Annotated in this window: 24 protein-coding genes; 21 read left to right on the forward strand and 3 right to left on the reverse strand. The window is 42.4% G+C overall.

Annotation, left to right across the window (positions count from 1 at the left end):
• Positions 1-13 precede the first annotated feature (13 nt).
• The 17 genes from liaF (at position 14) to CS060_RS09860 (ending at position 16,140) form a co-directional block, all read left to right on the forward strand.
• Positions 14-739, forward strand: a complete 726-nt coding sequence (liaF, locus tag CS060_RS09780) for a cell wall-active antibiotics response protein LiaF (protein ID WP_035047990.1) — start codon at positions 14-16, stop codon at positions 737-739.
• The gene (locus CS060_RS09785; protein WP_035047988.1) at positions 736-1,758 is read left to right on the forward strand and encodes a sensor histidine kinase; all 1,023 of its coding nucleotides are present in this window, start codon (positions 736-738) and stop codon (positions 1,756-1,758) included. Before liaF ends, CS060_RS09785 begins: the two co-directional genes overlap by 4 nt.
• Complete coding sequence (locus CS060_RS09790; protein ID WP_035047986.1) at positions 1,755-2,381, forward strand: response regulator transcription factor; 627 nt, start codon at positions 1,755-1,757, stop codon at positions 2,379-2,381. Before CS060_RS09785 ends, CS060_RS09790 begins: the two co-directional genes overlap by 4 nt.
• 89 nt (positions 2,382-2,470) lie before the next feature.
• The gene (locus CS060_RS09795; protein WP_035047984.1) at positions 2,471-3,232 is read left to right on the forward strand and encodes a MerR family transcriptional regulator; all 762 of its coding nucleotides are present in this window, start codon (positions 2,471-2,473) and stop codon (positions 3,230-3,232) included.
• A 92-nt stretch (positions 3,233-3,324) separates the two neighbouring features.
• Positions 3,325-4,368 carry an NAD(P)/FAD-dependent oxidoreductase gene (locus tag CS060_RS09800; RefSeq protein WP_035047982.1) on the forward strand — a complete coding sequence of 348 codons (1,044 nt, stop codon included), beginning with the start codon at positions 3,325-3,327 and terminating at the stop codon, positions 4,366-4,368.
• Between the two features lie 63 nt (positions 4,369-4,431).
• Positions 4,432-5,142 carry a DUF3298 and DUF4163 domain-containing protein gene (locus CS060_RS09805; RefSeq protein ID WP_035047980.1) on the forward strand — a complete coding sequence of 237 codons (711 nt, stop codon included), beginning with the start codon at positions 4,432-4,434 and terminating at the stop codon, positions 5,140-5,142.
• An 82-nt stretch (positions 5,143-5,224) separates the two neighbouring features.
• On the forward strand, positions 5,225-5,860 hold the full coding sequence (locus CS060_RS09810; RefSeq protein WP_019416563.1) for a TetR/AcrR family transcriptional regulator: 636 nt from the start codon (positions 5,225-5,227) through the stop codon (positions 5,858-5,860).
• A 96-nt stretch (positions 5,861-5,956) separates the two neighbouring features.
• The gene (locus tag CS060_RS09815) at positions 5,957-7,099 is read left to right on the forward strand and encodes an acyl-CoA dehydrogenase (protein WP_035047977.1); all 1,143 of its coding nucleotides are present in this window, start codon (positions 5,957-5,959) and stop codon (positions 7,097-7,099) included.
• Between the two features lie 14 nt (positions 7,100-7,113).
• Positions 7,114-8,754: an AMP-binding protein gene (locus tag CS060_RS09820; RefSeq protein ID WP_035047975.1), complete on the forward strand. Its 1,641-nt coding sequence runs from the start codon at positions 7,114-7,116 to the stop codon at positions 8,752-8,754.
• Positions 8,755-8,765: 11 nt separating this feature from the next.
• Entirely contained in the window at positions 8,766-10,127 is a 1,362-nt protein-coding gene (gene accC / locus CS060_RS09825; protein WP_099668913.1) for an acetyl-CoA carboxylase biotin carboxylase subunit, read from the forward strand.
• Positions 10,120-10,332: an acetyl-CoA carboxylase biotin carboxyl carrier protein subunit gene (locus CS060_RS09830; RefSeq protein ID WP_006322526.1), complete on the forward strand. Its 213-nt coding sequence runs from the start codon at positions 10,120-10,122 to the stop codon at positions 10,330-10,332. The genes accC and CS060_RS09830 overlap by 8 nt, the downstream gene beginning before the upstream one ends.
• 10 nt (positions 10,333-10,342) lie before the next feature.
• On the forward strand, positions 10,343-11,236 hold the full coding sequence (locus CS060_RS09835; RefSeq protein WP_099668914.1) for a hydroxymethylglutaryl-CoA lyase: 894 nt from the start codon (positions 10,343-10,345) through the stop codon (positions 11,234-11,236).
• The gene (locus CS060_RS09840) at positions 11,233-12,015 is read left to right on the forward strand and encodes an enoyl-CoA hydratase (RefSeq protein ID WP_035047973.1); all 783 of its coding nucleotides are present in this window, start codon (positions 11,233-11,235) and stop codon (positions 12,013-12,015) included. The genes CS060_RS09835 and CS060_RS09840 overlap by 4 nt, the downstream gene beginning before the upstream one ends.
• Positions 12,016-12,020: 5 nt before the next feature.
• A complete protein-coding gene (locus CS060_RS09845) occupies positions 12,021-13,568 on the forward strand; it encodes an acyl-CoA carboxylase subunit beta (RefSeq protein WP_035047971.1) in 1,548 nt (515 codons plus the stop codon).
• Between the two features lie 179 nt (positions 13,569-13,747).
• Entirely contained in the window at positions 13,748-14,416 is a 669-nt protein-coding gene (locus tag CS060_RS09850) for a polysaccharide deacetylase family protein (protein WP_035047969.1), read from the forward strand.
• 14 nt (positions 14,417-14,430) lie between these two features.
• Complete coding sequence (locus tag CS060_RS09855; protein WP_035047968.1) at positions 14,431-15,012, forward strand: DedA family protein; 582 nt, start codon at positions 14,431-14,433, stop codon at positions 15,010-15,012.
• 15 nt (positions 15,013-15,027) lie between these two features.
• Complete coding sequence (locus CS060_RS09860) at positions 15,028-16,140, forward strand: MGDG synthase family glycosyltransferase (RefSeq protein ID WP_099668915.1); 1,113 nt, start codon at positions 15,028-15,030, stop codon at positions 16,138-16,140.
• Between the two features lie 14 nt (positions 16,141-16,154).
• Here the strand turns inward: CS060_RS09860 and CS060_RS09865 are convergent, their stop codons facing one another.
• Genes CS060_RS09865 through CS060_RS09875 form a run of 3 tightly spaced genes read right to left on the reverse strand, consistent with a single transcriptional unit; the run spans position 16,155 to position 19,815 of the window.
• Entirely contained in the window at positions 16,155-17,282 is a 1,128-nt protein-coding gene (locus CS060_RS09865; RefSeq protein WP_035047966.1) for a Ger(x)C family spore germination protein, read from the reverse strand.
• Entirely contained in the window at positions 17,279-18,742 is a 1,464-nt protein-coding gene (locus CS060_RS09870) for a spore germination protein (protein ID WP_035047964.1), read from the reverse strand. Before CS060_RS09870 ends, CS060_RS09865 begins: the two co-directional genes overlap by 4 nt.
• Positions 18,739-19,815 (reverse strand): GerAB/ArcD/ProY family transporter, encoded by a 1,077-nt coding sequence (locus CS060_RS09875; protein ID WP_035047962.1) that lies wholly within the window; start codon positions 19,813-19,815, stop codon positions 18,739-18,741. Before CS060_RS09875 ends, CS060_RS09870 begins: the two co-directional genes overlap by 4 nt.
• Positions 19,816-19,967: 152 nt before the next feature.
• On the opposite strand from CS060_RS09875, the gene CS060_RS09880 reads away from it, so the two are divergent.
• From CS060_RS09880 to acpS, 4 genes are all read left to right on the forward strand, one after another.
• The gene (locus CS060_RS09880; RefSeq protein ID WP_035047960.1) at positions 19,968-21,032 is read left to right on the forward strand and encodes a D-alanine--D-alanine ligase; all 1,065 of its coding nucleotides are present in this window, start codon (positions 19,968-19,970) and stop codon (positions 21,030-21,032) included.
• A gap of 9 nt (positions 21,033-21,041) precedes the next feature.
• On the forward strand, positions 21,042-22,418 hold the full coding sequence (locus CS060_RS09885) for a UDP-N-acetylmuramoyl-tripeptide--D-alanyl-D-alanine ligase (RefSeq protein ID WP_035047958.1): 1,377 nt from the start codon (positions 21,042-21,044) through the stop codon (positions 22,416-22,418).
• Between the two features lie 145 nt (positions 22,419-22,563).
• Positions 22,564-23,970: a degradosome RNA helicase CshA gene (gene cshA, locus CS060_RS09890; protein ID WP_035048019.1), complete on the forward strand. Its 1,407-nt coding sequence runs from the start codon at positions 22,564-22,566 to the stop codon at positions 23,968-23,970.
• A 47-nt stretch (positions 23,971-24,017) separates the two neighbouring features.
• Positions 24,018-24,380, forward strand: a complete 363-nt coding sequence (acpS, locus tag CS060_RS09895; RefSeq protein WP_035047957.1) for a holo-ACP synthase — start codon at positions 24,018-24,020, stop codon at positions 24,378-24,380.
• The last annotated feature ends 51 nt before the right edge of the window (positions 24,381-24,431 follow it).

The following is a 24,431-nucleotide window of genomic DNA, read 5'->3' on the forward strand; positions in this document are numbered from 1 at the left end:
AGGGGGAAGCCCCATGGATCAACAAAAAACGACCGACTATGTCAGTTGGGTGGTACTGCTTGCACTCGTTATTTTTGCGATGGAAATTTCGTTTTTTCATCCAGGCATTGTTTTTTCTGTTCTTTTTTCGGCAGGATTGATTTATATAGGGAGGAAAAAATGGCATCGGAAACTTGGCAAAATCGCCTTCTGGCTTGGGTGCGTCGGTCTTGTTGTGCATGTGTTCACGATGATCACGGTTAGGTTTTTGCTTGTCGCACTATTGTTGTATGCGATTATCCAATTTGCTCAATCGAAGCGACGCCCTGCCGTTATTCGTCCAGAGATGGAAACAAGCCATGCAGAAACAGAACTCGTTTTTCGTCGGCCGCTTTTTCAAAACATGTTGTTCGGTCGGCAAAAAACACCGGAGTATGCTTATGAATGGAGCGACGTGAATATTCAAACAGGCATTGGCGATACAGTTATTGATTTAAGCTATGCGGTTGTTCCGAAAGGGGAAGCGGTGATCGTTGTTCGTGGATGGATTGGCAATGTGCACATTTTCGTTCCGTACGAGATGGAAGTGAGCGTTGTCCATTCGGTGTTATTTGGGGCAGCGTCTATTTTTTCGAGAGAAACGGAACGGCTATGGAACCAAACGTTTATTTATCAAACGCCAGCGTATGAAACTGCCGAACAGAGGCTAAAAATCATCACCTCAATGGCGATCGGAAACGTTGAGGTGAAACGAATATGAACCGGCATATTGTTGGGGCCCTTCTACTCGCTTTTACCGTTTCGGTTGTATCATTTCTTTCATACGTTCTCACGTTTCCGCCTACGGAATGGTCGGCACTATGGAACGAAACAGTGCTTGGAGTGCCGTTTGTCCTCTTTTTGTTTATGGCAAGTGGCGGTATTGGCGTGCTTTTTGGCATTTCATTCGATTGGTTTTGGCGAAAACAATGGCGAGCGGTTGAACATGCGTTGCTTCAAATGGAACAAGGGAATATAGAGCTATCACGCAAACAAACAGCAAAAGAACTGAATGATGTGTGGGAGAGAATAGAAAAGCTGCAAAAGCATTGGCTCGAACAAACGAAGCGTACCCAAAAACTAGCGACAGAAAAGGTAGAAAACGAAGAAGAACTCATCGAGCGAATTATTTCAGAAGAACGAAACCGTCTAGCGCGCGAGCTACATGACTCGGTAAGCCAACAGCTATTTGCTGCATCGATGATGATGTCTGCACTGATGGAAACGTATACAGGAAGTGAACAAGCGAAAAAGCAATTGAAGCTCGTCGAACAAATGATTCACCAATCCCAACTGGAAATGCGAGCATTGTTGCTGCATTTACGGCCTATACAGCTGAAAGGAAAATCGCTTCAAGATGGGATGAAGGAGCTGTTAATGGAACTTGCCCAAAAAGTACCGATGGAGATCAAGTGGAAAATAGAAGAGGTGACACTCGATCGTGGAGTAGAAGATCATTTATTCCGCATTTTGCAAGAATCGGTGTCCAATACGCTCCGTCATGCGAAAGCGAACATGTTAGAAGTGTTGTTGCTTGAGCGAGATGGGTTTGTCCTTTTGCGCCTGTCGGATGATGGAGTTGGCTTTGATGTCGAACGGACAAAAAGCGGCTCTTACGGTTTACAGCATATGTACGAACGAGCGGCTGAAATTGGTGGGACGTTGAAAATTGTTAGTGTAAAAAATAAAGGCACTCGGTTAGAAGTGAAAGTACCGCTTATAAGGGAGGGAGCAGGGTGATTAAAGTATTGCTTGTCGATGACCATGAAATGGTGCGGCTTGGTGTTTCTGCGTATTTATCTGCCCAGCCGGATATGGAAGTTGTCGGGGAAGCAGAAAGCGGAGAAAAAGGGGTTGAACTTGCTCTTCAGATTCGCCCGGATATTATTTTAATGGATTTAGTGATGGAGACGATGGACGGCATCGAAGCAACGAAACAAATTATCAGCGCTTGGCCAGACGCAAAAATTATGATTGTCACAAGTTTTTTAGACGATGATAAAGTATATCCAGCGATTGAAGCAGGGGCAGTCAGCTATATGTTAAAAACGTCGAAAGCAAGCGAAATTGCAAATGCGATTCGTGCCACGTTTCATGGACAATCGGTATTCGAACCAGAAGTAACGGGAAAAATGATAAATAACGTGCGGAAACAATCGCTTCCACACGAACAACTAACGAGCCGCGAGATGGAAGTGTTGTTATTAATTGCGCAAGGAAAAACGAACCAAGAAATTGCCGAGGAGTTGTTTATTTCATTAAAAACGGTCAAAGTCCACGTCAGCAATATTTTAGCGAAACTAGACGTGCAAGACCGGACGCAAGCGGTCATTTATGCATTTAAACACGGGTTGGTTAAATAATGCTCGCTTTTATGGCGAGATTTTTTATTTTTTTTCTTTACATTGACGTTACGTAAACGTTTATCATGAAATTGTCAGGAGGTGAGCGAATGGAATATACGGTGCAGCAACTAGCGAAATTGGCGGGGGTTACGAGCCGAACGCTACGATATTATGATGAAATCGGTCTTTTGAAGCCAGCGAGAGTAAACACCTCAGGCTATCGCATATACGGCCCGAAAGAGGTAGACCAACTCCAGCAAATTTTGTTTTATCGCGAACTTGGGGTTGATTTAGAAACGATTAAGCAAATCCTCACGTCCCCGTCATTTGACGACGTACAGGCGTTGAAGCAGCATCGCGAAAAACTCTTGGCAGAACGGAGGCGGTTAGAGGCGCTAATCGCCAATGTCGAAAAAACGCTATTAGCGAAAGAAGGGAGAATCATGATGAGCGACAAAGAAAAATTTGAGGCGTTTAAGCAGCAGCTCATTGACGAGAACGAACGAAAATATGGCAAAGAAATTCGGGAAAAATACGGCGATGAGCAAGTGAACAAATCAAACGAAAAAGTAAAAAATATGACGCAAGCACAATATGAAGAAGCGACAAAGCTCGGCGAAGAAGTGTTGCGCGTATTGCATGAAGCGTTTTTGACGGGCGATCCAGCAGGAGAGCTTGCGCAAAAAGCAGCGGACTTGCATCGTCAATGGTTAGGCTATTTTTGGGATCATTACTCAAGAGAAGCGCATGCGGGATTGGCGCAAATGTATGTCGATGACGAGCGGTTTAAAGCGTACTACGACCAAAAACAATCAGGAATGGCGGAATTCCTTCGTGATGCGATTTTCATTTATACAGGCAAAAAGTAGGCAGGCATTGGCCTGTCTTTTTACATTGTAAAAGTTTGAAAAAAGATGTATATTTAAATGAGAATGATAATCAAATTTAAAAGGTGATACCGATGGAACAACTATACGATGTGACGATTATTGGAGGCGGTCCGGCGGGGCTGTATGCGACGTTTTATAGTGGACTTCGAGAAATGAAAACAAAACTGATTGAATATCAGCCGCAATTAGGTGGGAAATTGCATGTGTATCCAGAAAAAATGATTTGGGATGTTGGGGGGCATGCTCCGATTACGGGAGAGAAATTACGTGAGCAACTTGTTAAACAAGCGATGACCTTTCATCCAACCGTTGTATTAAATGAAAAAGTTGAAACGATTCAGCGAAGAGAAGACGGGATATTTGTTTTACAAACATCATCCGGACAACAACATGTGTCGAAAACGGTCATTATTGCAGTAGGAAGCGGTATATTAAAACCGCAAAAGCTTCAAATTGAAGGAGCCGAAAAGTTTGAGATTACAAATTTACATTATACGGTGAAATCGTTAAAACAGTTTAAAGGGAAAACGGTGATCATTTCAGGCGGGGGAAATACAGCGATTGATTGGGCAAATGAGCTCGTATCAATTGCGAAAAAAGTATATGTGACTTATCGCAATGAATCGTTAAAAGGACATGAGGCGCCAGTGACGCAATTATTAAATAGTTCAGCCACTTGCTTTTTCCATACATCCATTACAAAATTAGTTGCCAGCTCCAATCATGAAACGATTGAGCGAGTGGTATTGACAAATCATGAAACGGGCGATGTGTTTGAACTCGATGTAGATGATGTCATTATTAGCCATGGATATGAACGAGATGCCTCATTGCTTGCCAATAGTGAACTACCCATTCAAATGGTTGATGAATATTATATTGCGACAAATGCAAAAGGAGAATGTTCTGTTCCGGGGTTATATGCAGCTGGCGATATTTCAAAATATGATGGAAAGTTATATTTACTTACAGGTGCCTTCCAAGACGCAGCGAATGCGGTAAATAATGCGAAACGTTTCATTGAGCCCACTGCCGATCCGTATGCGATGGTTTCATCTCACCACGAAGCGTTTAAGGAGCGAAATCGAGAGTTAGTGAAACAAATGTTGAAATGATAGTAATGCATAAATTCGTTTGTTTGAACGCAAACTTTTGGTAAAACAAACGAGGTGAACAACGTGTTCAGACAACGGAACATATGGATCATCGTGTTGGCACTATTTATGTTAACAGCGTACAGCCAGCCACTTACTGTGACAACGAAGCAAATGAAATATACAAATGAACTGATGGAAGTCGATTTAAACATTCCGATTGTATCCGGCTCGATCAACCAATCTTTCCAGCGCCAAGTCAATCGTTTATTGCGAAAGGAGTCGCTTGATTTAAAGCGTGAAGTAGAAAAGCAAGCGCGAGAAAATATGGCAATAAGCAAAAAGGAAGGATTTCCATATCGATTGCATGCGGCAGTCAGTAATTATGAGGTGACGTACAATCAACATGGCATTTTAAGCATTCCTGTTACGTTATATAGCTATACAGGTGGGGCACACGGAATGACAGTGAAAGTGCCAAACAATTTTGATTTCCATACAGGGAAATCGTTGCAACTAAGCGACTTATTTAAAAAAGGAACGAAATACAAACAAGTGATTATAGACGAAGTGATGGCTCAAATCAAGAAAGAAAACGATTTGTATTTTGACAACGCTGTTGCCGTCGTGCAAAAGATGCCAAATGATCAACCTTATTATATGACGAAAGATGGTATTGTCGTTTATTATGGTTTATACGAAATTGCCCCGTACGCTGCCGGCATTCGCGAGTTTCTTATTCCATTTTCAACTTTGCGACCATATATGAATATGAAAATAAAGCTAGCGCGATAAACCGTGCTAGTTTTTTCTATACGAAAATCATTTAACTTTTCTGAAAATTGTGTTAAAATACAACAAAAAGGAGTTTGTATGCATGGTTGAAAAGCAATTAAAAGATCGCATTATTGAAACGGCGCTTACGCTATTTGAAAAGTACGGATATCACGGGGTGACGGTAGATCGAATTGTTGCGGAATGTGGAGCATCAAAAGGCGGATTCTATCATAATTTTAAGTCGAAAGATGAACTGCTTTACCACATTCACGATGTGTTTATTACGTATGTGCTAAATAAAGCGCAAGAAGCATATGTAAAATATAAGACACCAACTAAACGGCTATGTGCAATCATCCAGTCGTTTGTAAGAGTTTTCCATATATATAAACCGCACATTACAGTGTTCAATCAAGAGGCAGCATATTTAAAGCCGGAATACGCTGAAAAAATTAACGCAAAACGTGAGCAGTATAAGCAAATTATTTTTCAAGTGCTTCGTGAAGGTATTGAAGCAAAACAATTTCGTGCAGAAGTGCCTGTTGAAATTGCGGGATTGTCGATCATCGGCATGGTGAACTGGATGTATAAATGGTATAAGCCTGATGGACCGATGTCGATTGAACAAATCGCCACAGCCTTTAATGATTTAATTTTACATTCGCTTTTGACAGAAGAGGCGAAGCGAGATGAAGATATTTCGTCATTTCTTTTGTCGCATGTGGGCGACGAATGAAGAATGTTGCATAGCGCACAGACCAACTAGTCGGTTTGCTATCAAAACAGGCTTGTTGGTTTCACATATTTTATTTTTTCAAAGGGGGAAAAAGCGATGCATTTTGAGTTAACGAAAGAACAACAAATGATTAAAGAGATGGTTCGCGATTTTGCGGAAAAGGAAATTGCCCCATATGCGTCGAAATGGGATGAGGAAGCCATTTTTCCAATTGACACATTCAAAAAAATGGGCGAGCTTGGACTGTTCGGTATTCCGTTCCCTGAACAATATGGTGGTTCGGGAGGAGATACGATTTCGTATGCGATTGCAGTTGAAGAAATTGGTCGAGCGTGCGGCGGAACAGGGTTAAGTTATGCGGCGGCTGTATCGCTTGGTGCTAGCCCAATTTATTATTTCGGGACAGAAGAACAAAAAGAGAAATGGCTCGTACCGATGGCAAAAGGTGAAACGTTCGGTTCGTTCGGATTGACAGAACCGAATGCAGGATCTGACGCAGGGGGAACGCAAACGCGCGCCGTTTTAGATGGGGGTGAATACGTCATTAACGGAGAAAAATGTTGGATTACAAATGCAGGTTATGCCCGTCAAGTGATTGTAACCGCTGTCACAGGAAAGGATGAACGAGGAAAAAATATTATTTCTGCGCTCATCGTTCCGACGGATACGCCAGGGTTTTCGATTAATTGTCATTATGACAAGATGGGCGTTCGGGCATCCAATACGTGTGAACTTGTTTTGCAAGATGTGCGCGTGCCAAAAGAAAATATATTAGGCGATCCGAAAAAAGGATTTAAGCAGTTTTTATATACGCTAGATGGGGGACGTATTTCCATTGCAGCGTTAGCTGTCGGTATCGCGCAAGCCGCATTCGAGAAAGCGCTTCAGTATGCAAAGGAGCGAAAACAGTTCGGGCAACCGATCGCGAAATTTCAAGCCATCCAGTTTAAACTTGCTGACATGGCCATGCAATTGGAACTTGCGCGCAATATGGTGTACAAGGCGGCATGGTTAAAAGATCAAGGCAAGCCGTTTACAAAAGAAGCGGCGTATGCGAAATTATTTGCTTCCGAAACAGGATTTCACATTTGTAATCAAGCGATTCAAATTCACGGTGGATACGGATATATGAAAGAATACGGCGTTGAACGTCATCTTCGCGATATGAAGTTGATGGAAATTGGCGAAGGGACATCGGAAATTCAACGGCTCGTCATTGCCCGTCAATTAGGATGCTAAAAAGGAGTGAGTGTATGCTTCATATCACAGTTGGACAATTGCTTGAGCAAAAGGCTTTGGCACATCCCGATCATGAGGCAGTTGTGTATGCAGACCGTCAGTTGCGCTGGTCATATCGACAATTTAACGATTATTGTCGCCTCGTTGCGAAAGGATTGATGAAACTTGGCATTGAAGCGGGAGAACACATTGCTATTTGGGCAACAAATAAACCAGAGTGGCTGGCATGCCAGTTTGCAACAGGAAAAATGGGAGCTGTGCTTGTTACAGTAAATACAAATTATCGTACAGCCGAATTAGAATATTTGTTAAAACAATCTGATGCAACAACAATTGTTTTAATGGAAAAGTATCGTGATGCTTCCTACATTAATATGATGTACGACCTTGCACCTGAACTTGCATATTGTGAACCTGGAAAGCTGCAAGCGAAACGACTTCCACAACTACGAAACGTCATCGTATTAAGTGAACAACGTTACCCAGGAACATTTTCATGGAATGACCTCTTAGCCATGGCGGAAGATGTCGAAGACGCAGCACTCGATGCACGAATGAATTCCCTCGATCCACACGATATCATCAACATGCAATATACCTCAGGAACGACAGGATTCCCAAAAGGAGCCATGCTTACACATTACAACATTGTCAATAACGCGTATTACATTGCCGAATGTATGAAGCTAACAAAAGAAGATCGCTTATGTATTCCCGTACCTTTTTTTCATTGCTTTGGTTGCGTTCTCGGTACGCTTGCTTGCGTAACAGTTGGGGCAACGATGGTACCGCTTGAGCAATTCCATCCGAAACAAGTGCTACAAACGGTGCAAGATGAGAAATGTACAGCTCTTCACGGGGTACCAACGATGTTTATTGCTGAATTAAACGATCCGGATTTTGCATCATATCATTTATCTTCTTTGCGTACAGGCATTATGGCTGGATCGAATTGCCCAATTGAAGTGATGAAAGCAGTCATCGAAAAAATGGGGGCAAAAGAAATTACTATTGCATACGGACAGACAGAGTCCTCCCCTGTCATTACACAAACACGTACGGATGATCCAATTGAATTGCGGGTGGAAACAGTCGGGCGCGCTCTTCCGCATGTGGAAGTGAAAATTGTCGATCCCGTTACAAATCAAGAAGTGCCACCTGGTGTGCAAGGGGAGTTATGCACGCGCGGATATCATGTCATGAAAGGATATTACAACAATCGTTCAGCAACACGCGAGGCCATTGACGAAGAGGGATGGTTGCATACAGGCGACTTAGCGGTAATGGATGAAAACGGTTACTGCCGTATTACAGGAAGGTTAAAAGATATGATCATTCGCGGAGGAGAAAATATTTATCCGCGCGAAATTGAAGAGTTTTTATATAAACATCCGAAAGTGCTTGATGTGCAAGTTGTCGGTGTTCCAGACGAAACGTACGGAGAAGAAGTGATGGCGTGGATCATTTTAAAAGAGGGGGAACATGCGACCGCTGAAGATATTCGTTCGTTTTGTGAAGGTCGCATATCGCGCCATAAAATTCCGCGATATATCGAATTTACAACATTGTATCCGATGACTGCATCAGGGAAAATTCAAAAATTTAAATTGCGCGAATGGGCGCGCGAACGAGTAAAGCAGAAAAAGAACGTGTAAGGGGGAAGAAAATGTTTTCAAAAGTACTTATCGCTAATCGAGGAGAAATTGCATTGCGCATCATTCGCACGTGCCAAAAACTCGGCATTCAAACAGTTGCCATTTATTCGGAAGCGGATGCCGATTCGCTTCATGTAAAGCAAGCGGATGAAGCGTATGTTGTTGGAAAAGCACGCGTGAATGAGAGCTATTTAAATATCGAAAAAATTATTTCGATTGCAAAAGAAACGAAAGCGGAAGCCATTCATCCAGGTTACGGTTTGCTTTCAGAAAATGCAACATTCGCTCAGCGATGCAAAGAGGAAGGGATCGTGTTTATCGGTCCAAACCCGGACGTTATTGCGAAAATGGGAAGCAAAATTGAAGCACGACAAACGATGGCGGAAGCAGGGGTGCCGATTGTGCCCGGCATCTCCTTTCCACTTGCTGATGCCGAGGAAGCAGCACATGTAGCAAAAAACATCGGCTATCCGATCATGTTGAAAGCATCGGCAGGAGGCGGAGGAATTGGCATGCAACTTGTTTATGACGAAGAGCAGCTACGAAAAGCATTTGAAGGAAATAAAAGTCGAGCAACTTCCTTTTTTGGAGATGGAGCGATGTATGTTGAAAAATATATCGACAATCCGCGCCATATTGAAATTCAACTGTTAGCTGATAAACACGGAAACTGCGTGTATTTATGGGAAAGAGAATGTTCTATCCAACGTCGCCATCAAAAAGTTGTCGAAGAAGCGCCTTCTCCGTTTTTAGACGAAGAAACGCGCAAAAAAATGGGCGAAGCGGCTGTGCGAGCGGCAAAACATATCGGATATACAAATGCTGGAACGATTGAATTTCTCGTAGATGAGCAAAAAAACTTTTATTTCCTTGAGATGAATACACGTCTACAAGTAGAGCATCCTGTCACAGAAGAAATTACAGGGATTGACATTGTCGAACAACAACTGCGCATTGCAGCAGGAGAACAGTTGCCTTTTACACAAGATGAAGTAAGACGAGAAGGACATGCGATTGAAGTGCGTATTTACGCTGAAGATCCAAACACATTTTTCCCATCTCCCGGGACGATTACATCTTTACAACTGCCGAGCGGGGAACATGTACGCCATGAAATTGCCGTGCAAAGCGGTTCGGTCGTTACTCCTTTTTACGATCCGATGATTGCCAAATGTATTGCTAAAGGAAGCGATCGACAAGCAGCCATCGCCACTATGATTGCGGCATTACATGAATATAAAATCGAAGGAATTAAAACGAACATTCCGATGCTAACGGCTGTATTAACGCATGAAGCATTTCAACAAGGGCATACGACAACAAACTTTGTGAATATGTATATGAACAAAAAAGGGGGAAAAACACATGCATGAAGTGGTCGCATTGATGGCGGGAAACGTATGGAAAATCGTTGTTCAAGTAGGTGATGTTGTCGAAGAAGGACAAGATGTTGTCATTTTAGAGTCGATGAAAATGGAAATTCCGATTGCTGCCGAAGTGGCAGGAGTCGTCAAAGCGATCCGCGTGCAAGAAGGAGATTTTGTGAATGAAGGGGACGTATTACTTGAAATCGAATAGGGGGACGCGTATGCGCGTAACGGTGAAAGAAGTTGGCCCGCGTGATGGATTGCAAAACGAATCGGTATTTATTCAAACGGAGGATAAAATTGCATGGATTAATCGGTTATCAAAAACAGGATTGTCATATATTGAAGTGACGTCGTTTGTCCATCCAAAATGGATTCCTCAACTTGCGGATGCGTACGAAGTCGCTTCTCGTATTGAGCGAGTAGAAGGAGTGACATATGCTGCGCTTGTCCCAAACAAAAAAGGATTAGAAGGTGCTTTAGCAGCCAATATGGATGAAGTGGCTGTATTTATGTCGGCAAGTGAAACGCACAATCGAAAAAATATTAATAAGTCGATTGAAGAAACATATCCGGTGCTAAAAGAAGTCATTGACGAGGCGAAGCGAGCAAATAAAACAGTTCGTGGTTACGTATCGACCGTATTTGGTTGTCCATATGAAGGAACAGTCAGCATTGAACGCGTCATCTCTGTTTCTGAGCGATTGTTTGAGCTTGGCATTGATGAGCTATCGCTTGGCGATACGATCGGTGTTGCAAACCCTGTGCAAGTTCAACGGACGTTAGAACAACTATTAAAGCGGTTTTCAGCTGAAAAGATGGCGCTTCATTTTCATAATACGCGCGGCATGGCGCTTGCAAACGTGTTTGCATCGCTGCAAATGGGGGTGACTACTTTTGATAGCTCGCTCGGCGGACTAGGGGGTTGCCCATATGCACCTGGTGCATCTGGGAATGTAGCGACAGACGACTTAGTGTATATGCTTACTCAAATGGGTATCGATTGTGGTGTTCAACTTGAGCAGTTAACGGAAGCAGCGCGATGGATTGAAGAAAAAATTGGTCGTCCGCTCACGAGCCACCATTTACACGTTGTAAGGGGGAATGCACGATGATGGAGGCTGTTCTTTATTCCACAATTGATGCGGGAGTGGCAGTTGTGACCTTAAATCGGCCAGATGCTGCGAACGCTCTGTCATTAAAAATGTTAAACGAACTGCAGCGCATTCAAACGGAACTGAAGTTAAATCGGAACGTACGGGCAGTCATTGTCACAGGTGCGGGACAAAAAACATTTTGCGCCGGAGCAGATTTAAAAGAGCGGGCAAAAATGAGCGAAACTCAAGTGCGTCAGACAGTTGCGCTTATTCGGGAGACGATTAACGGGTTTGAGCAACTGCCTCAGCCTGTCATTTGTGCATTAAATGGAGGAGCGTTTGGTGGTGGGCTCGAGTTGGCGCTCGCATGTGACATTCGTATTGCTGCTGAACACGCGATGATGGGGTTGACTGAAACATCGCTTGGGATCATCCCTGGTGCGGGTGGAACGCAACGTCTTCCACGTCTCATTGGCATAGGGCGGGCTAAGGAGATGATTTATACCGCAAAACGTATTTCTGCTCAAGAAGCGGAGCGAATTGGTTTAGTTGAGCGCGTCGTTTCTGCTGAACAATTGTTAGATGAAGCGTTTGCGATAGCGACAACGATCGCTAATAATGCCCCGATTGCTGTTGCTCAAGCAAAAGCAGCGATAAACTACGGTGTGCAAGTTGATATGCAAACAGGGCTTGTCATTGAACAAATGGCATATGAGCGAACGATCCATACGAGCGACCGACGAGAAGGATTACAAGCGTTCAAAGAAAAACGAAAACCTGTGTACAAAGGGGAGTAAGGAACATGATTTCAAACGAACAATTGTCACTCGTTGAACAACTACAACAAAAACGAAAACAAATTGAACAAGGAGGCGCGCGCAAATATCATGAAAAAAACGCCGAGCAAGGGAAATTGTTTGTACGCGATCGTTTAAAACTTTTATTTGATAATGGGTTGCAGTTTGAAGATGCCTTTTTCGCGAACTGTTTAGCGGACGGATTGCCGGCAGATGGCGTCGTGACAGGGGTCGGTAAAATTAACGGACAAACGGTATGCGTTATGGCCAATGACTCGACGGTGAAAGCAGGGTCGTGGGGGGCGCGTACGGTAGAAAAAATTATTCGCATTCAAGAAATGGCAGATAAATTACGTTGCCCCATTTTATACTTAGTGGACTCGGCAGGTGCTCGCATTACAGATCAAATTGAAATGTTTCCGGGACGCCGTGGAGCGGGACGTATTTTTTATAACCAAGTGAAACTGTCTGGCAAAGTGCCGCAAATTTGTTTATTGTTCGGACCATCGGCAGCGGGTGGGGCATATATCCCAGCTTTTTGTGATATCGTCATTATGGTCGAAGGAAATGCTTCCATGTATCTTGGTTCTCCACGCATGGCTGAAATGGTTATCGGTGAGAAAGTGACGCTAGAAGAAATGGGTGGCGCGCGCATGCATTGTTCTGTTTCAGGTTGTGGGGACGTGCTTGTGAAAACGGAAGAAGAAGCGATCGCATTTGCGCGTAAATATTTGTCGTACTTTCCACCGAATTTTAGTGAAAAGCCCCCGGTGGCAGAGCCGAAAGAGCCAAAACCATTTAATAAGACAATAGAAGAAATTGTTCCTCAAAATCAAAATGCACCGTTTAATATGTATGATTTAATCGATCGTGTTATTGATGAAGGGTCATTTTGTGAAATAAAAAAATTATTTGCGCCTGAGTTAATTACAGGTCTTGCTCGCATTAACGGACAACCAGTTGGAATTATTGCCAATCAACCGCGCATGAAAGGCGGCGTGTTATTCCACGATTCCGCAGATAAAGCGGCGAAATTTATTACACTTTGCGATGCGTTTCATATTCCGCTCATCTTTTTAGCGGACATCCCCGGCTTTATGATCGGGACGAAAGTCGAGCGTGCGGGCATTATTCGCCACGGTGCGAAAATGATTTCAGCGATGTCAGAAGCAACCGTTCCGAAAATATCAATTATTGTAAGGAAAGCCTACGGGGCAGGATTGTATGCGATGGCAGGTCCAGCATTTGAACCAGATTGTTGTCTCGCTTTCCCACATGCGCAAATTGCCGTTATGGGACCGGAAGCAGCGGTGAACGCGGTGTATGCGAATAAAATTGCAGAATTACCAGAAGAAGAGCGCGCCGCTTTTATTGAACAAAAACGTGAAGAATACCGAAAAGACATTGACATTTATCGACTCGCTTCCGAAATGGTTGTCGATGGCATTATTGTGCCAAATGAGTTACGTTCTGAACTCATTAGGCGGTTAGATGCATATATGTCGAAATATGTGGTATTTTCTGAACGAAAACATGGAGTTTACCCTGTGTAGTTATCAAGACATATGGTACAATGGAGGCGATGTGTTCTCACATCGCCTTCTTTTCGAGGAATTTCCCCGGAAATCGACAACATTTGTGTCGAATATGGAAAAATAGGGTGAATTTTGCCGGTGGGAACGAGAAAACTCGTGTTGCTTCTTTTTGTATAATCAAGAAAGGAGTTTGACATTTGGCGTACATATGGTTGATTGTAGCATTTTTCATTTATAGTATATTGCCAACATCGCTCATCCGTATTTTTTCGTTTCGTGTACAAAAAAAAGTAAAGAACGGTGTAGCATTAACGTTTGATGATGGTCCGGATCCGGTGTACACGCCCCAGTTGCTTGATTTATTGAAAAAATACAATGTAAAAGCAACGTTTTTCGTTGTCGGTTGGAAAGCAAAAAAATACCCACATCTTATTAAAAGAATGTATGAGGAAGGGCATACGATCGGTTTACACCATTATTATCATACGAGCAATTGGTTTCTTCCTCCGTTTTTTACACAATGGGAGCTTGAACGATCTACTCGTATCATCGAGCAAATCACAGGTGTCTCTCCTGTATACTATCGTCCACCATGGGGACATATAAGCATATGGACGTTGTTCACGCAAAAAAAGTATAAAATCGTGATGTGGACATATATTCTTGGTGATTGGAAAGCTACATTAGGTGTAGATCGCCTTTATAAACGATTAATGAGCAGTATAGAAGATGGGGCGATCATCGTGTTGCATGATAGCGGTTCAACATTTGGGGCTGATGAACATGCGCCCGCAAATATGCTACAAGCGTTGGATCGATTGTTACAATATACGGATGTTAAATGGGTAAAGTTGAGTGAGGAGTAAAGGGGAATGGAGAAATGGAAGCGAACAGCGTGTTAACATATATTCAATCTCACGGTTATATTGTGTTATTTCTCTCTTTATTTTTCGGCATTGTTGGCATTCCGGCTCCGGAAGAGTCGCTTCTTTTCTTCATTGGCATTTTCATTTCACACGACCAATTACATTTATTAAAAAGTTTATTTTTCGCGATTTCGGGGGCAACTGTTGGCATGGTTGTCGCCTATATTGCCGGCTATACATTTGGATCCCCACTATTGTTTAAATATGGACATTATATTGGGTTTCACCGTCGCCGTTATCGTTATGTGTATCGTCACTTCCGAAAACGTGCTTTTTTAGTCATTCCTTTTGGCTATTTTGTTCCCGGTATTCGTCAATTGTCTCCATATATGGCTGGAGTTGTTCGCTTTCCGTTTCTTCTGTTTCTCTTTTTATCGTTTCTTGGGGCGTCGTTTTGGATTTGTTTATTTATATTTGTAGGCAAGTTTCTTGGGGAGCGTATTCATATTCCGCTTCATGTATTGCCATGGCTCACGTTGTTATTTTTCAGTTTATTTTTCGCTGCTTTGTACGTAAAAAGTAGAAAACAAAAATAAAAGGGAGTTCGCATAATGATGAACATTCTCGTACTACCTTTGTTTCAAATGCCATCTGGTCATCACCAAGTAGCAGATGCGCTCATATATTCATTGCAACATCGGTTTCCTAACGTTTCTTGCGAGAAACTTGATTTCTTAAGTTATTGTAACGAACAAATGGAAAGGCGAGTAGCGGACTTTTATCTTCGCTGGATTTCGCTATCACCGCACTCATATGAATGGATGTACCAACGGTGGATGAAAAAATTTGAACAACCAGCGATGGAACCGTGGCTGCTTTATTTTGAAAAAAAGATGAAGCGTCTCCTTCAAGAAAAAAAGCCAGATCTTGTGATATGTACACACTCATTTCCTTCCCACGTCTTGCAGCGGTTAAAACAAAAAGGTGCTGTAACCGTTCCTGTCGTTAACGTATATACTGACTTTTTTTTAAACGGCATTTGGGGAAAAACAGCGATTGATTATCACTTCGTTCCGCATGAGGAAGCGAAGCGATCGCTATGTGCGAGGTTTCGTATAGAGCGTCATCGCGTTATTGTGACAGGCATTCCGATTCATGAGCATATCGTACCTGTGCAAAAAATAAAGCGACGGATAAATAAACATATTTTAGTGGCTGGCGGCAATCAAGGATTAGGGAAGATGAAACAATTTTTAAAAAACGCTAACCATTCACAGTTAACGTATTCTGTTTTATGCGGTAAAAATGAACATTTATATGAAGAATTAAAAAGTTGGAACGACCCGCGTATTCGTCCGTTTCGATATATCTCCGATCGAGCAAAAATGAATGAATTGTACGATGAAGTCGATGCGATTGTTACGAAACCGGGTGGTGTCACGATGAGCGAAGTGCTTGCGAAAAAGTTACCTGCTTTTACACTTTCGTATTTGCCAGGGCAAGAACAAATGAATTTGCACTATTTAAAGAAAAAAGGACTTATTTATCTTCTTCATGACAATGAACCGTATGACCGACAATTGATGAACGTATTAATGAATGATAAGGAAATGAATGAGCTAGAAAAACGAATCGAACACTATTGGTTCGGGCATGAAAAAACAGCACAAGATGCGCTTAGCGAATGGGTTGAAGCGAATGTATATGCAATAAAAAAGCGATGAGCCGATCATCGCTTTTATTTTTTCGACTTTCCGTATGTGTCAATGCTTAATTTGACGTTGATTTTCTCTAGTGTATCCTTTGTAAGCGGAACTAATCCGTTCGTCGTATATTTCTTCCAATCCTTCACATTTTGACGATACAAGCTGTCTGATAGTTGTAAAGTATCAATCTGTTTTTTTACACCGAGCTCGAATAAGTTTTTTATCTCTTTTTCGACCGTTTTTGACGCATATTCAATAATTTGTTTTTCAGACATGTGCTCGCGCAGTTCAATAATGCTTCCCGTAGCTTGCACATGAACGGTAAATAAAGGACGACCATCTTTTATTTTGTACGATATGCTTGATTTCGGTCCGCGTACAACGAGCGTTCCAATCATTTTGCCATTTGGCTGAATGTAAATCGGCGTTCTTCCTGTACCTTTCGTGATCCAGCGTAAGCCGTCAAGTTTATGACGCGGCAAGCATGCTTTCTTATTGTAACGATGTAAAAAACAAACCCCATCTTCCTTTAACATCGGCTTCTTTTTTTTATTTTCCGTCCAACTTTTCTCCTCTACTGTAAGAGAAGGAAGAGGGAAAATGACCGCTTTCTCGTTTGAAGCGGCAACAAGTTGATTGAGCCGTTTCGGTTGAATAAAAGAACTTTGCTCATAAATATCGGTCGGATTAGCAAGCAACGAAAAATATGGTGAATAGTCTAAAAACGGCGTCGCTTCAAAAATACGTTCAATTGGTTGTTTTGTAGCGAATACCCAAATCGTATGACGAATCTCATTGTAGCGGTCGAGCACATCGATGACGTCACGAACGAGCCCTTTTTTGAGCGCTCGTTCTGTAAAAACGATCCCCTTCACATGCCCCCATGATACACCTTGTTGAATCGCTTGATACAACCGATCGGTGGCCACGTTAAACGTCTCCCCTTTTGCTTTTCCAATCGTAACGGTTGATTTTTGTCTCCCACCTCCCGCTTCCACTTTTGCAAGCCCTGTAAAACTAATAAGTTGAGCGTAGGCAATCACTTGTCCGTCTTCGTAATCCACCCCAATCGCATGAATATAAGCAAGATGATCAATTTCTTTCATCCCCCAACATCCTGTTAAAAATAAACAAAAAAAACAAATAATTAGTCTTGTCATGCTTCGTCACCTGGTGTATTATCGTTCGTTTTTAACACTTTTGGACGGCGTCTAAATTTTTTCCATCCGCTCGTAATAACGACTTTCCATATATCTCCTGTAGCCGGGGAAATCGGTGCTAAATACGGGACGCCAAACGATGTTAAATTTGCTGTATAAACGAGAAGAAAAAACATGGATGCAATAAAACCGAAAAGTCCGAGCATCGATGAAGCGGCAAGGACGATAAAACGTAAAATGGACACTGTTCCAGCAAGCGATTGATTCACAAGTGTAAATGTTGCGATAACAGATGTTGCGATAACGACGAGTGTACCAGGCGCTGCAAGCCCTGCGTTTATCGCTGCTTGCCCGATAATTAACCCCCCAACGACCGATAACGTTTGTCCAATGGCGATCGGAAGCCGCATCCCTGCTTCTTTAAAAATTTCAAATAAACTAACCATAATAAACGCTTCAAGCGGCGCGGGGAGCGGGACCCCTTGCCTTGCGAGAACGATTGTTGCCAATAATGTAAACGGCAACTGATCTTGATGATACGTTGTAATCGCTACCCAAAGACCCGGTAAAAAGACAGCGACGCTCACTCCGATTAGGCGAATAAGACGTTGAAATATCACAAACACAAACGACGTGCTGTTATCTTCTGATGTATTTAATAAAAACGTTAAATTTGTCGGTCCGATTAATGCGGTTGGCGAGCCGTCGATAAAGACGGCGAATCGTCCGCTCAATAGCGCGTTGACGACAAAATCAGGACGACCGGAGTAGGCGAAAACAGGAAATAACGAAACATATTTTTCGCTTAACAATTCTTCTAATTGGTTTGTTCCAGTTAAGGCGTCAATGTTGATTGTGCTTAATCTTCGCTTCAATTCAGCAATCGTTTCTTGATTAATAATGTCTTTAATATATAAAATATCGACTTTCGTTCGGCTTCGTTTGCCGATTAATACTTGTTCGACATGCAAACTGCTCGTTTTCAACCGTTTACGTATGAGTGCTACGTTTTTTGCTACTTCTTCAATAAAACCGTCTTTCGGTCCGCGAATCGACACTTCTGTGTTCGGTTCTTCTGGGTTTCGGTTCGGTGGATTGGCAAGGGAAATGGAATACATCGCTTCCGCTTCTACAAAGTAAATGACTAAATCCCCGTTAAAAACGATAAAATCAAGCTGCTGGGCAGAGACGGATTTTCCGATTAAATGAAGTGGCATTTCCTTATATTTTTCAATATCTGTCACTGAATACAGCGGATAACGTTGCCCCATGCGTGTAATCGTCGGAAAAATAAATTGTTTTAGCAGCATGGTGTCACACAATTCTTCACAATAAATGAAAATAAGCGAGAGTGGCTTTCGTTCGTCTGAATAAATGGTAGCTGGCATTAGTACAACATCTTTACATTGGGCAAAATGTTCTTTTAACGTTCGCTCATCGACAATCAATTCAGCGGTCATGCGGACGCTCTCCTTTCTTTTATACGTACGGCTAACGCTAAGACGAACAATAAAGTAGAAAGAAAGCAAATGAAGAAAAACGAAATCGGTAACATCCATTTTTTTAACATATGGAAAAACGTATAATCGCTCATCGGCGCCATCGCTGCAAAGAAAATAACGGTATATACAAATAGCAAAATCCATCGTCGTGATGCCTTGTTTGTAATGTCAAATAGATCCGGAATAAGCGCTGTCGCAAGTGAAATGCGAATAAACGCCCCTGCTAGCCATTGATAAACTGATAAAAAATCAAAATGTTCTAAATATGTTCCTAAGTTCACCATTCGCCATTGTTCAAAGGCTGGATAACGTAAATGGCTCGCTTCTGTCGGTCCAAATTCTGTGATAGCTCCGATTGTCGGTCCGAGTGATAAACTGGCAGCTACAACTCCAAACAAAACGAGTTTTATAAAAGAAATGTTCGTCTTCATTTGTTGTTGCATAAATAGTAAAAGAACAATCTCTCCATAGCCAGCAGCGACATACATGACTCCTTTCCAAACGGGCATCCATCCGTCTTCGAGCATTGGCTTTAACAGCTCATAATTTTTGTGTGGGGTCGTCGCTAAAGCAACAAAAATGCCGAACAATACGACGAAAGGTAAAAGAATGCCTGATGTTTTAGCGATCGATGGCAACCCAATTGAAGCGTTATAAAAGCAAATGATACAAAGTGTAACGATAATCGCCCAGTTCGGTGTTCCTGTTAAATACGATGTCGTTGTAAACGTTGTCGTATCTTTTAATGTGACAACGCTAATGATGAGTAAATATAAACATGTGACAGAAGCAATAAAATAGGCAATCGGCGCTCCTATATTTTCTTTTAGCCACTGGAAGATATGTGTTTGTTGCGATTGTTTTATAGGAAAATAAATAACAGGGAGAAATATGACTAGCAATATAAGTCCGATGACAGTCGAAATCCATGCATCTCGCCCAGCAATTTCAAGCAACACTGGAATAATGATGACGTGATTCATCAGTCCAATCGATAACATTAACACGAATAGCATTTGTACTGTATTCATAAGCACACACCTTTTATCCCTTTGTATTTTTTATCGTTTCCAAACACGGAAATCATATGCATCGTCACCATCTAGGCTCGCTTTGCCATATAAATAAAAAAGTAGTTATGCTACAATAAATGAAGTGAATGAACAGTCGAGGAGGAAAAAACATGAAAATGACGTTAGGTATACTATACGGCGGAAAATCGCCTGAGCATAAAGTATCGTTGCAAACTGCACGCTCTGTCATTAATGCGGTAAATAAAGAAAAATTTACGGTTGTTCCGATTTACATTACGACAGAGGGAGAATGGTTGCGCGGGGAAGCGATTGAAGGAGAAGTGCAAGATGTGAAACAACTAGCATTTCAACATGGTTTACCAGCGCTCACGTCTATTGCAAATGGTTCGGAAAAAAAAGAAGAGCGCGTTGATGTTATTTTTCCTCTTTTACACGGGCCGAACGGAGAAGATGGAACGGTGCAAGGGATGTTAGAATTATTAAACGTACCGTACGTTGGGAACGGTGTGTTAGCATCAGCTGTCGGTATGGATAAAGTTGTTATGAAACAATTGTTTGCGCAAGCGGGATTAAAACAAGCACGTTACGTCTTTTTCTTGAAAAAAGAATGGGAAAAACATAAAGAAACCGTATATGAAACGGTAGAACGTGAGCTTGGCTATCCGTGTTTTGTCAAACCAGCCAACGCCGGTTCAAGCGTGGGCATAAGCAAATGTAAAAACCGTGAGCAGCTACAAGTGGCATTCCAACAAGCGTTTCGCTACGATCGAAAAATCATCGTCGAAGAAGCGATTATCGGTCGTGAAGTGGAAATTGGCGTGATCGGAAACGACGAGCCGATTTGTTCGGTTGTGGGGGAAATTGTGCCGAAAAAGGAATTTTACGATTACGAAGCAAAATATGTTGATGGAAATACAGAGTTAGTTATTCCAGCGAACATTACAGATAAAGAATACGAAACGATAAAACAAATGGCACTTACAGCTTTTAAAGTGCTCGATTTAGCTGGATTAGTCCGTGCTGACTTTTTCTTGACGGCAAATGGAGAGGCGTATATTAACGAAGTCAATACGATGCCGGGCTTTACACCGTTTAGTATGTTTCCGCTCTTATGGAAGCATACAGGTGTATCGTATGAGGAGTTAATTGAACGTCTCATTCAACTTGCCATCGAGCGATATGAAGAAAAACAAAATATTACGTATGTATTTTAAGGTGATCATATGATTATACGTTCATTAGCAGACATTCAAACGATGATTCCGGGAAGTATGATTGATGAGCGATATGCTTCTGTTATGATTCATGGTGTGTCAACAGATACGCGCACCATTGAGCGGGAAAGTTTATATGTTCCGTTAAAAGGAGCCACGTTTAATGGTCATCAGTTTGTTAAGGAGGCGTTTGAAAAAGGAGCAGCCGCTACACTATGGAGCAAACATGAGCCAAATCCCCCAACAGATGTGCCGCTCATTTTTGTTGAAGATTCACTCGTTGCATTGCAACAGCTAGCCCATGCGTATCGAAAACAACTTCGTGCGCGCGTCATCGGGGTGACTGGAAGCAACGGAAAAACGACAACAAAAGATATGATTGCATCACTGCTTGGGACAGTATATCGTGTGCAAAAGACAGAAGGTAATTTAAACAATCATATCGGTGTGCCGCTCACACTGCTTCGTTTAAAAGAAGAAACAGAGTATGCCGTTGTCGAAATGGGAATGAGTGGGTTTGGTGAAATTGAGTTGCTTTCTACTCTCGCAGAGCCTGACATTGCAGTGATTACAAACATTGGTGAATCGCATTTACAGGAGCTCGGTTCGCGCGAGGGCATTGCAACAGCAAAGTTTGAGATCGTGAAAGGGCTACAACGTGAAGGGTTGTTTATTTATCACGGGGATGAGCCGTTGTTGCAAACACGTGTGGAAAACGCTAATCTTCCGCATGTTCAAACGTTTGGGATGGAACTGACAAACGATCATTATCCGCTAGACATTCGTGTTCAAGCGGACGGAACGACGTTTAAGGTAAATCGTTGGCCAGACGAAACGTTTCATATGCCGCTTCTCGGTCGCCACCATGTGATGAACGCACTAGCGGCGATTGCGGTTGCACGCTTCGCTTCTGTTGATGTGGCTCATATGAAAGAAGGTTTTTTACGTTTATCTGTAACAAAAATGCGTACAGAAGTCATCAAACGTCACGACGGAGTGACGATCATTAACGATGCATATAATGCAAGCCCGACATCGATGCGTGCTGCGCTTGAGTTGCTTGGACAATTGACAGGATATCGTAAAAAAATAGCGATTGTTGGCGATATGCTTGAATTAGGTGAACAAGAAATTGCTTTTCATGAACAAATTGGCGCGATGATCGATCCGCAAAAAATAGATTATGTGTTGACATACGGTGAGCGTGCAAAGGCGATTGCTGAACGAGCGAGCAAGCGATTTAGCAAAGGACATGTTCGTTCTTATGACGATAAGACGAAGCTAGCGGCAGATGTGCAAACGATGATGGAGGCGGGGGACGTCATTTTACTTAAGGCGTCTCGAGGGATGAAGTTAGAGGAAATCATTTCTTTGTTAAATAAATAAAAAGAAGCGTTCAATTTGTTGAAAACATATGCATAAAATGGTATGATGAACGAGAGCTGTTTACGGAATGAATTTCAACAAGGCACTTCCGTCTATACGGGAATGCCTTTTTTCGTAAGTTATTTGAAGAAGGAGTATGAAAAAATTGGTTACATTTAAAGAATTTGGGTTAAGTCCAGAGTTGATGAAAGCAGTTAGTAAAATGGGATTCGAAGAAGCAACGCCAATTCAAGCGGCGACGATCCCACTTAGTTTGCAAAATCGTGATGTCATTGGTCAGGCGCAAACAGGAACAGGGAAAACGGCAGCGTTTGGGATCCCGCTTATTGAAAAAATTGATATGAACAACGATGCGGTGCAAGCAATTGTTGTTGCGCCGACGCGAGAATTAGCGATTCAAGTATCCGAAGAACTATATAAAATTGGTTCAACGAAGCGTGTGCGCGTTTTGCCGATTTATGGTGGGCAAGATATTGAACGTCAAATTCGTGCATTAAAAAAACATCCACACATTATTGTCGGTACACCGGGACGGGTGCTTGATCACATTCAACGTCGTACACTCCGTCTACAAAATGTGCATACGGTCGTGTTAGACGAGGCAGATGAAATGTTGAACATGGGCTTTGTTGAAGACATTGAGGCAATTTTAAGCCATGTGCCAACAGAGCGTCAGACACTCCTTTTCTCAGCGACGATGCCTGAACCGATTCGCCGCATCGCTGAACGATTTATGAACAATCCAGAACTCGTTCGCGTGAAAGCGAAAGAAATGACTGTTCCGAACATTGAACAATATTACATTGAAATTCAAGAAAAGAAAAAGTTTGATACGTTAACGCGCTTATTAGATATTCAATCTCCTGAATTAGCGATTGTTTTTGGAAGAACGAAACGCCGTGTCGATGAGCTAGCAGAAGCGCTCAATTTGCGTGGCTATACGGCAGAGGGGATTCATGGTGATTTAAGCCAAGCAAAGCGTTTATCTGTGCTGCGTAAGTTTAAGGAAGGTTCTATTGATATTTTAGTGGCGACAGACGTAGCTGCACGTGGTTTAGATATTTCTGGTGTGACACATGTGTACAATTTCGATATTCCACAAGACCCGGAAAGCTATGTTCATCGCATCGGTCGAACAGGGCGTGCGGGGAAAACAGGCATGGCGATCACATTTGTGACTCCACGTGAAATCGGACAGTTGCACCACATTGAAAAAACGACGAAGCGGAAAATGGAACGGATGAAACCGCCAACGTTAGATGAGGCGCTTGAAGGTCAACAACGGGCAGCGATTGAAAAATTGCTTGAGACGATTGAGCATAACAATTTATCGTTTTATAAACGTGCTGCAGAAGAATTGTTAGAAGAACATGACTCCGTTTCGCTTGTTGCCGCGTGTATTAAAATGTTAACGAAAGAGCCGGATATGACGCCTGTGCAGTTGACAGAAGAACCACCGATTATGAAAAAAGAGAAAAAGCGGCAAGTACAAACGCGTCAACGCCGCAATGAAACGCGTGGGCGTGGAGCAAAAACGCGTGCGAAACGATAGGAGCTGTCTTCATAGATAGCTTCTTTTTCTTTATTGGAGGGATATGGATGATTGTCGGGATTGGGATTGACATTGTGGAGTTAAGTCGTATTGCTCAATTGATCGAACAACAACCAAAATTTATTGACCGCATTTTAACACATAATGAGCGCATTCGTTTTCAACAATTATCGTCAAAACGAAAAATTGAATTTGTGGCAGGGCGATTTGCGGCAAAAGAAGCGTATGCGAAAGCGTTAGGTACGGGGATTGGTGCCCATGTTTCCTTTCGTGATATTGAAATAAAAAATGACGAAAATGGCAAACCGTATATTGTTTCTTCTTCTCCAAATGAACGTGTGCACGTTTCCATTTCACATAGCGAACATTATGCGGTTGCCCAAGTAATTATTGAACGCTTGTCAAGCTAGTCTGCATATTCTCCCGTTTGACCTCATATGATGGCTTATGAAGGAAGTCCA

Source organism: Anoxybacillus flavithermus (assembly GCF_002742685.1).
Taxonomy (GTDB): Bacteria; Bacillota; Bacilli; order Bacillales; family Anoxybacillaceae; genus Anoxybacillus; species Anoxybacillus flavithermus_E.

Coding starts and splice junctions, on each gene's coding strand:
- CS060_RS09840 (WP_035047973.1), top strand. CDS start 11,233: ATGATGGAGGCTGTTCTTTATTCCACAATTGATGCGGGAGTGGCAGTT.
- CS060_RS09815 (WP_035047977.1), top strand. CDS start 5,957: ATGCATTTTGAGTTAACGAAAGAACAACAAATGATTAAAGAGATGGTT.
- CS060_RS09870 (WP_035047964.1), bottom strand. CDS start 18,742: ATGACCGCTGAATTGATTGTCGATGAGCGAACGTTAAAAGAACATTTT.
- acpS (WP_035047957.1), top strand. CDS start 24,018: ATGATTGTCGGGATTGGGATTGACATTGTGGAGTTAAGTCGTATTGCT.
- CS060_RS09810 (WP_019416563.1), top strand. CDS start 5,225: ATGGTTGAAAAGCAATTAAAAGATCGCATTATTGAAACGGCGCTTACG.
- accC (WP_099668913.1), top strand. CDS start 8,766: ATGTTTTCAAAAGTACTTATCGCTAATCGAGGAGAAATTGCATTGCGC.
- liaF (WP_035047990.1), top strand. CDS start 14: ATGGATCAACAAAAAACGACCGACTATGTCAGTTGGGTGGTACTGCTT.
- CS060_RS09860 (WP_099668915.1), top strand. CDS start 15,028: ATGATGAACATTCTCGTACTACCTTTGTTTCAAATGCCATCTGGTCAT.
- CS060_RS09875 (WP_035047962.1), bottom strand. CDS start 19,815: ATGAATACAGTACAAATGCTATTCGTGTTAATGTTATCGATTGGACTG.
- CS060_RS09865 (WP_035047966.1), bottom strand. CDS start 17,282: ATGACAAGACTAATTATTTGTTTTTTTTGTTTATTTTTAACAGGATGT.
- CS060_RS09795 (WP_035047984.1), top strand. CDS start 2,471: ATGGAATATACGGTGCAGCAACTAGCGAAATTGGCGGGGGTTACGAGC.
- CS060_RS09830 (WP_006322526.1), top strand. CDS start 10,120: ATGCATGAAGTGGTCGCATTGATGGCGGGAAACGTATGGAAAATCGTT.
- CS060_RS09820 (WP_035047975.1), top strand. CDS start 7,114: ATGCTTCATATCACAGTTGGACAATTGCTTGAGCAAAAGGCTTTGGCA.
- CS060_RS09885 (WP_035047958.1), top strand. CDS start 21,042: ATGATTATACGTTCATTAGCAGACATTCAAACGATGATTCCGGGAAGT.
- CS060_RS09880 (WP_035047960.1), top strand. CDS start 19,968: ATGAAAATGACGTTAGGTATACTATACGGCGGAAAATCGCCTGAGCAT.
- CS060_RS09785 (WP_035047988.1), top strand. CDS start 736: ATGAACCGGCATATTGTTGGGGCCCTTCTACTCGCTTTTACCGTTTCG.
- CS060_RS09845 (WP_035047971.1), top strand. CDS start 12,021: ATGATTTCAAACGAACAATTGTCACTCGTTGAACAACTACAACAAAAA.
- CS060_RS09800 (WP_035047982.1), top strand. CDS start 3,325: ATGGAACAACTATACGATGTGACGATTATTGGAGGCGGTCCGGCGGGG.
- CS060_RS09835 (WP_099668914.1), top strand. CDS start 10,343: ATGCGCGTAACGGTGAAAGAAGTTGGCCCGCGTGATGGATTGCAAAAC.
- CS060_RS09855 (WP_035047968.1), top strand. CDS start 14,431: ATGGAAGCGAACAGCGTGTTAACATATATTCAATCTCACGGTTATATT.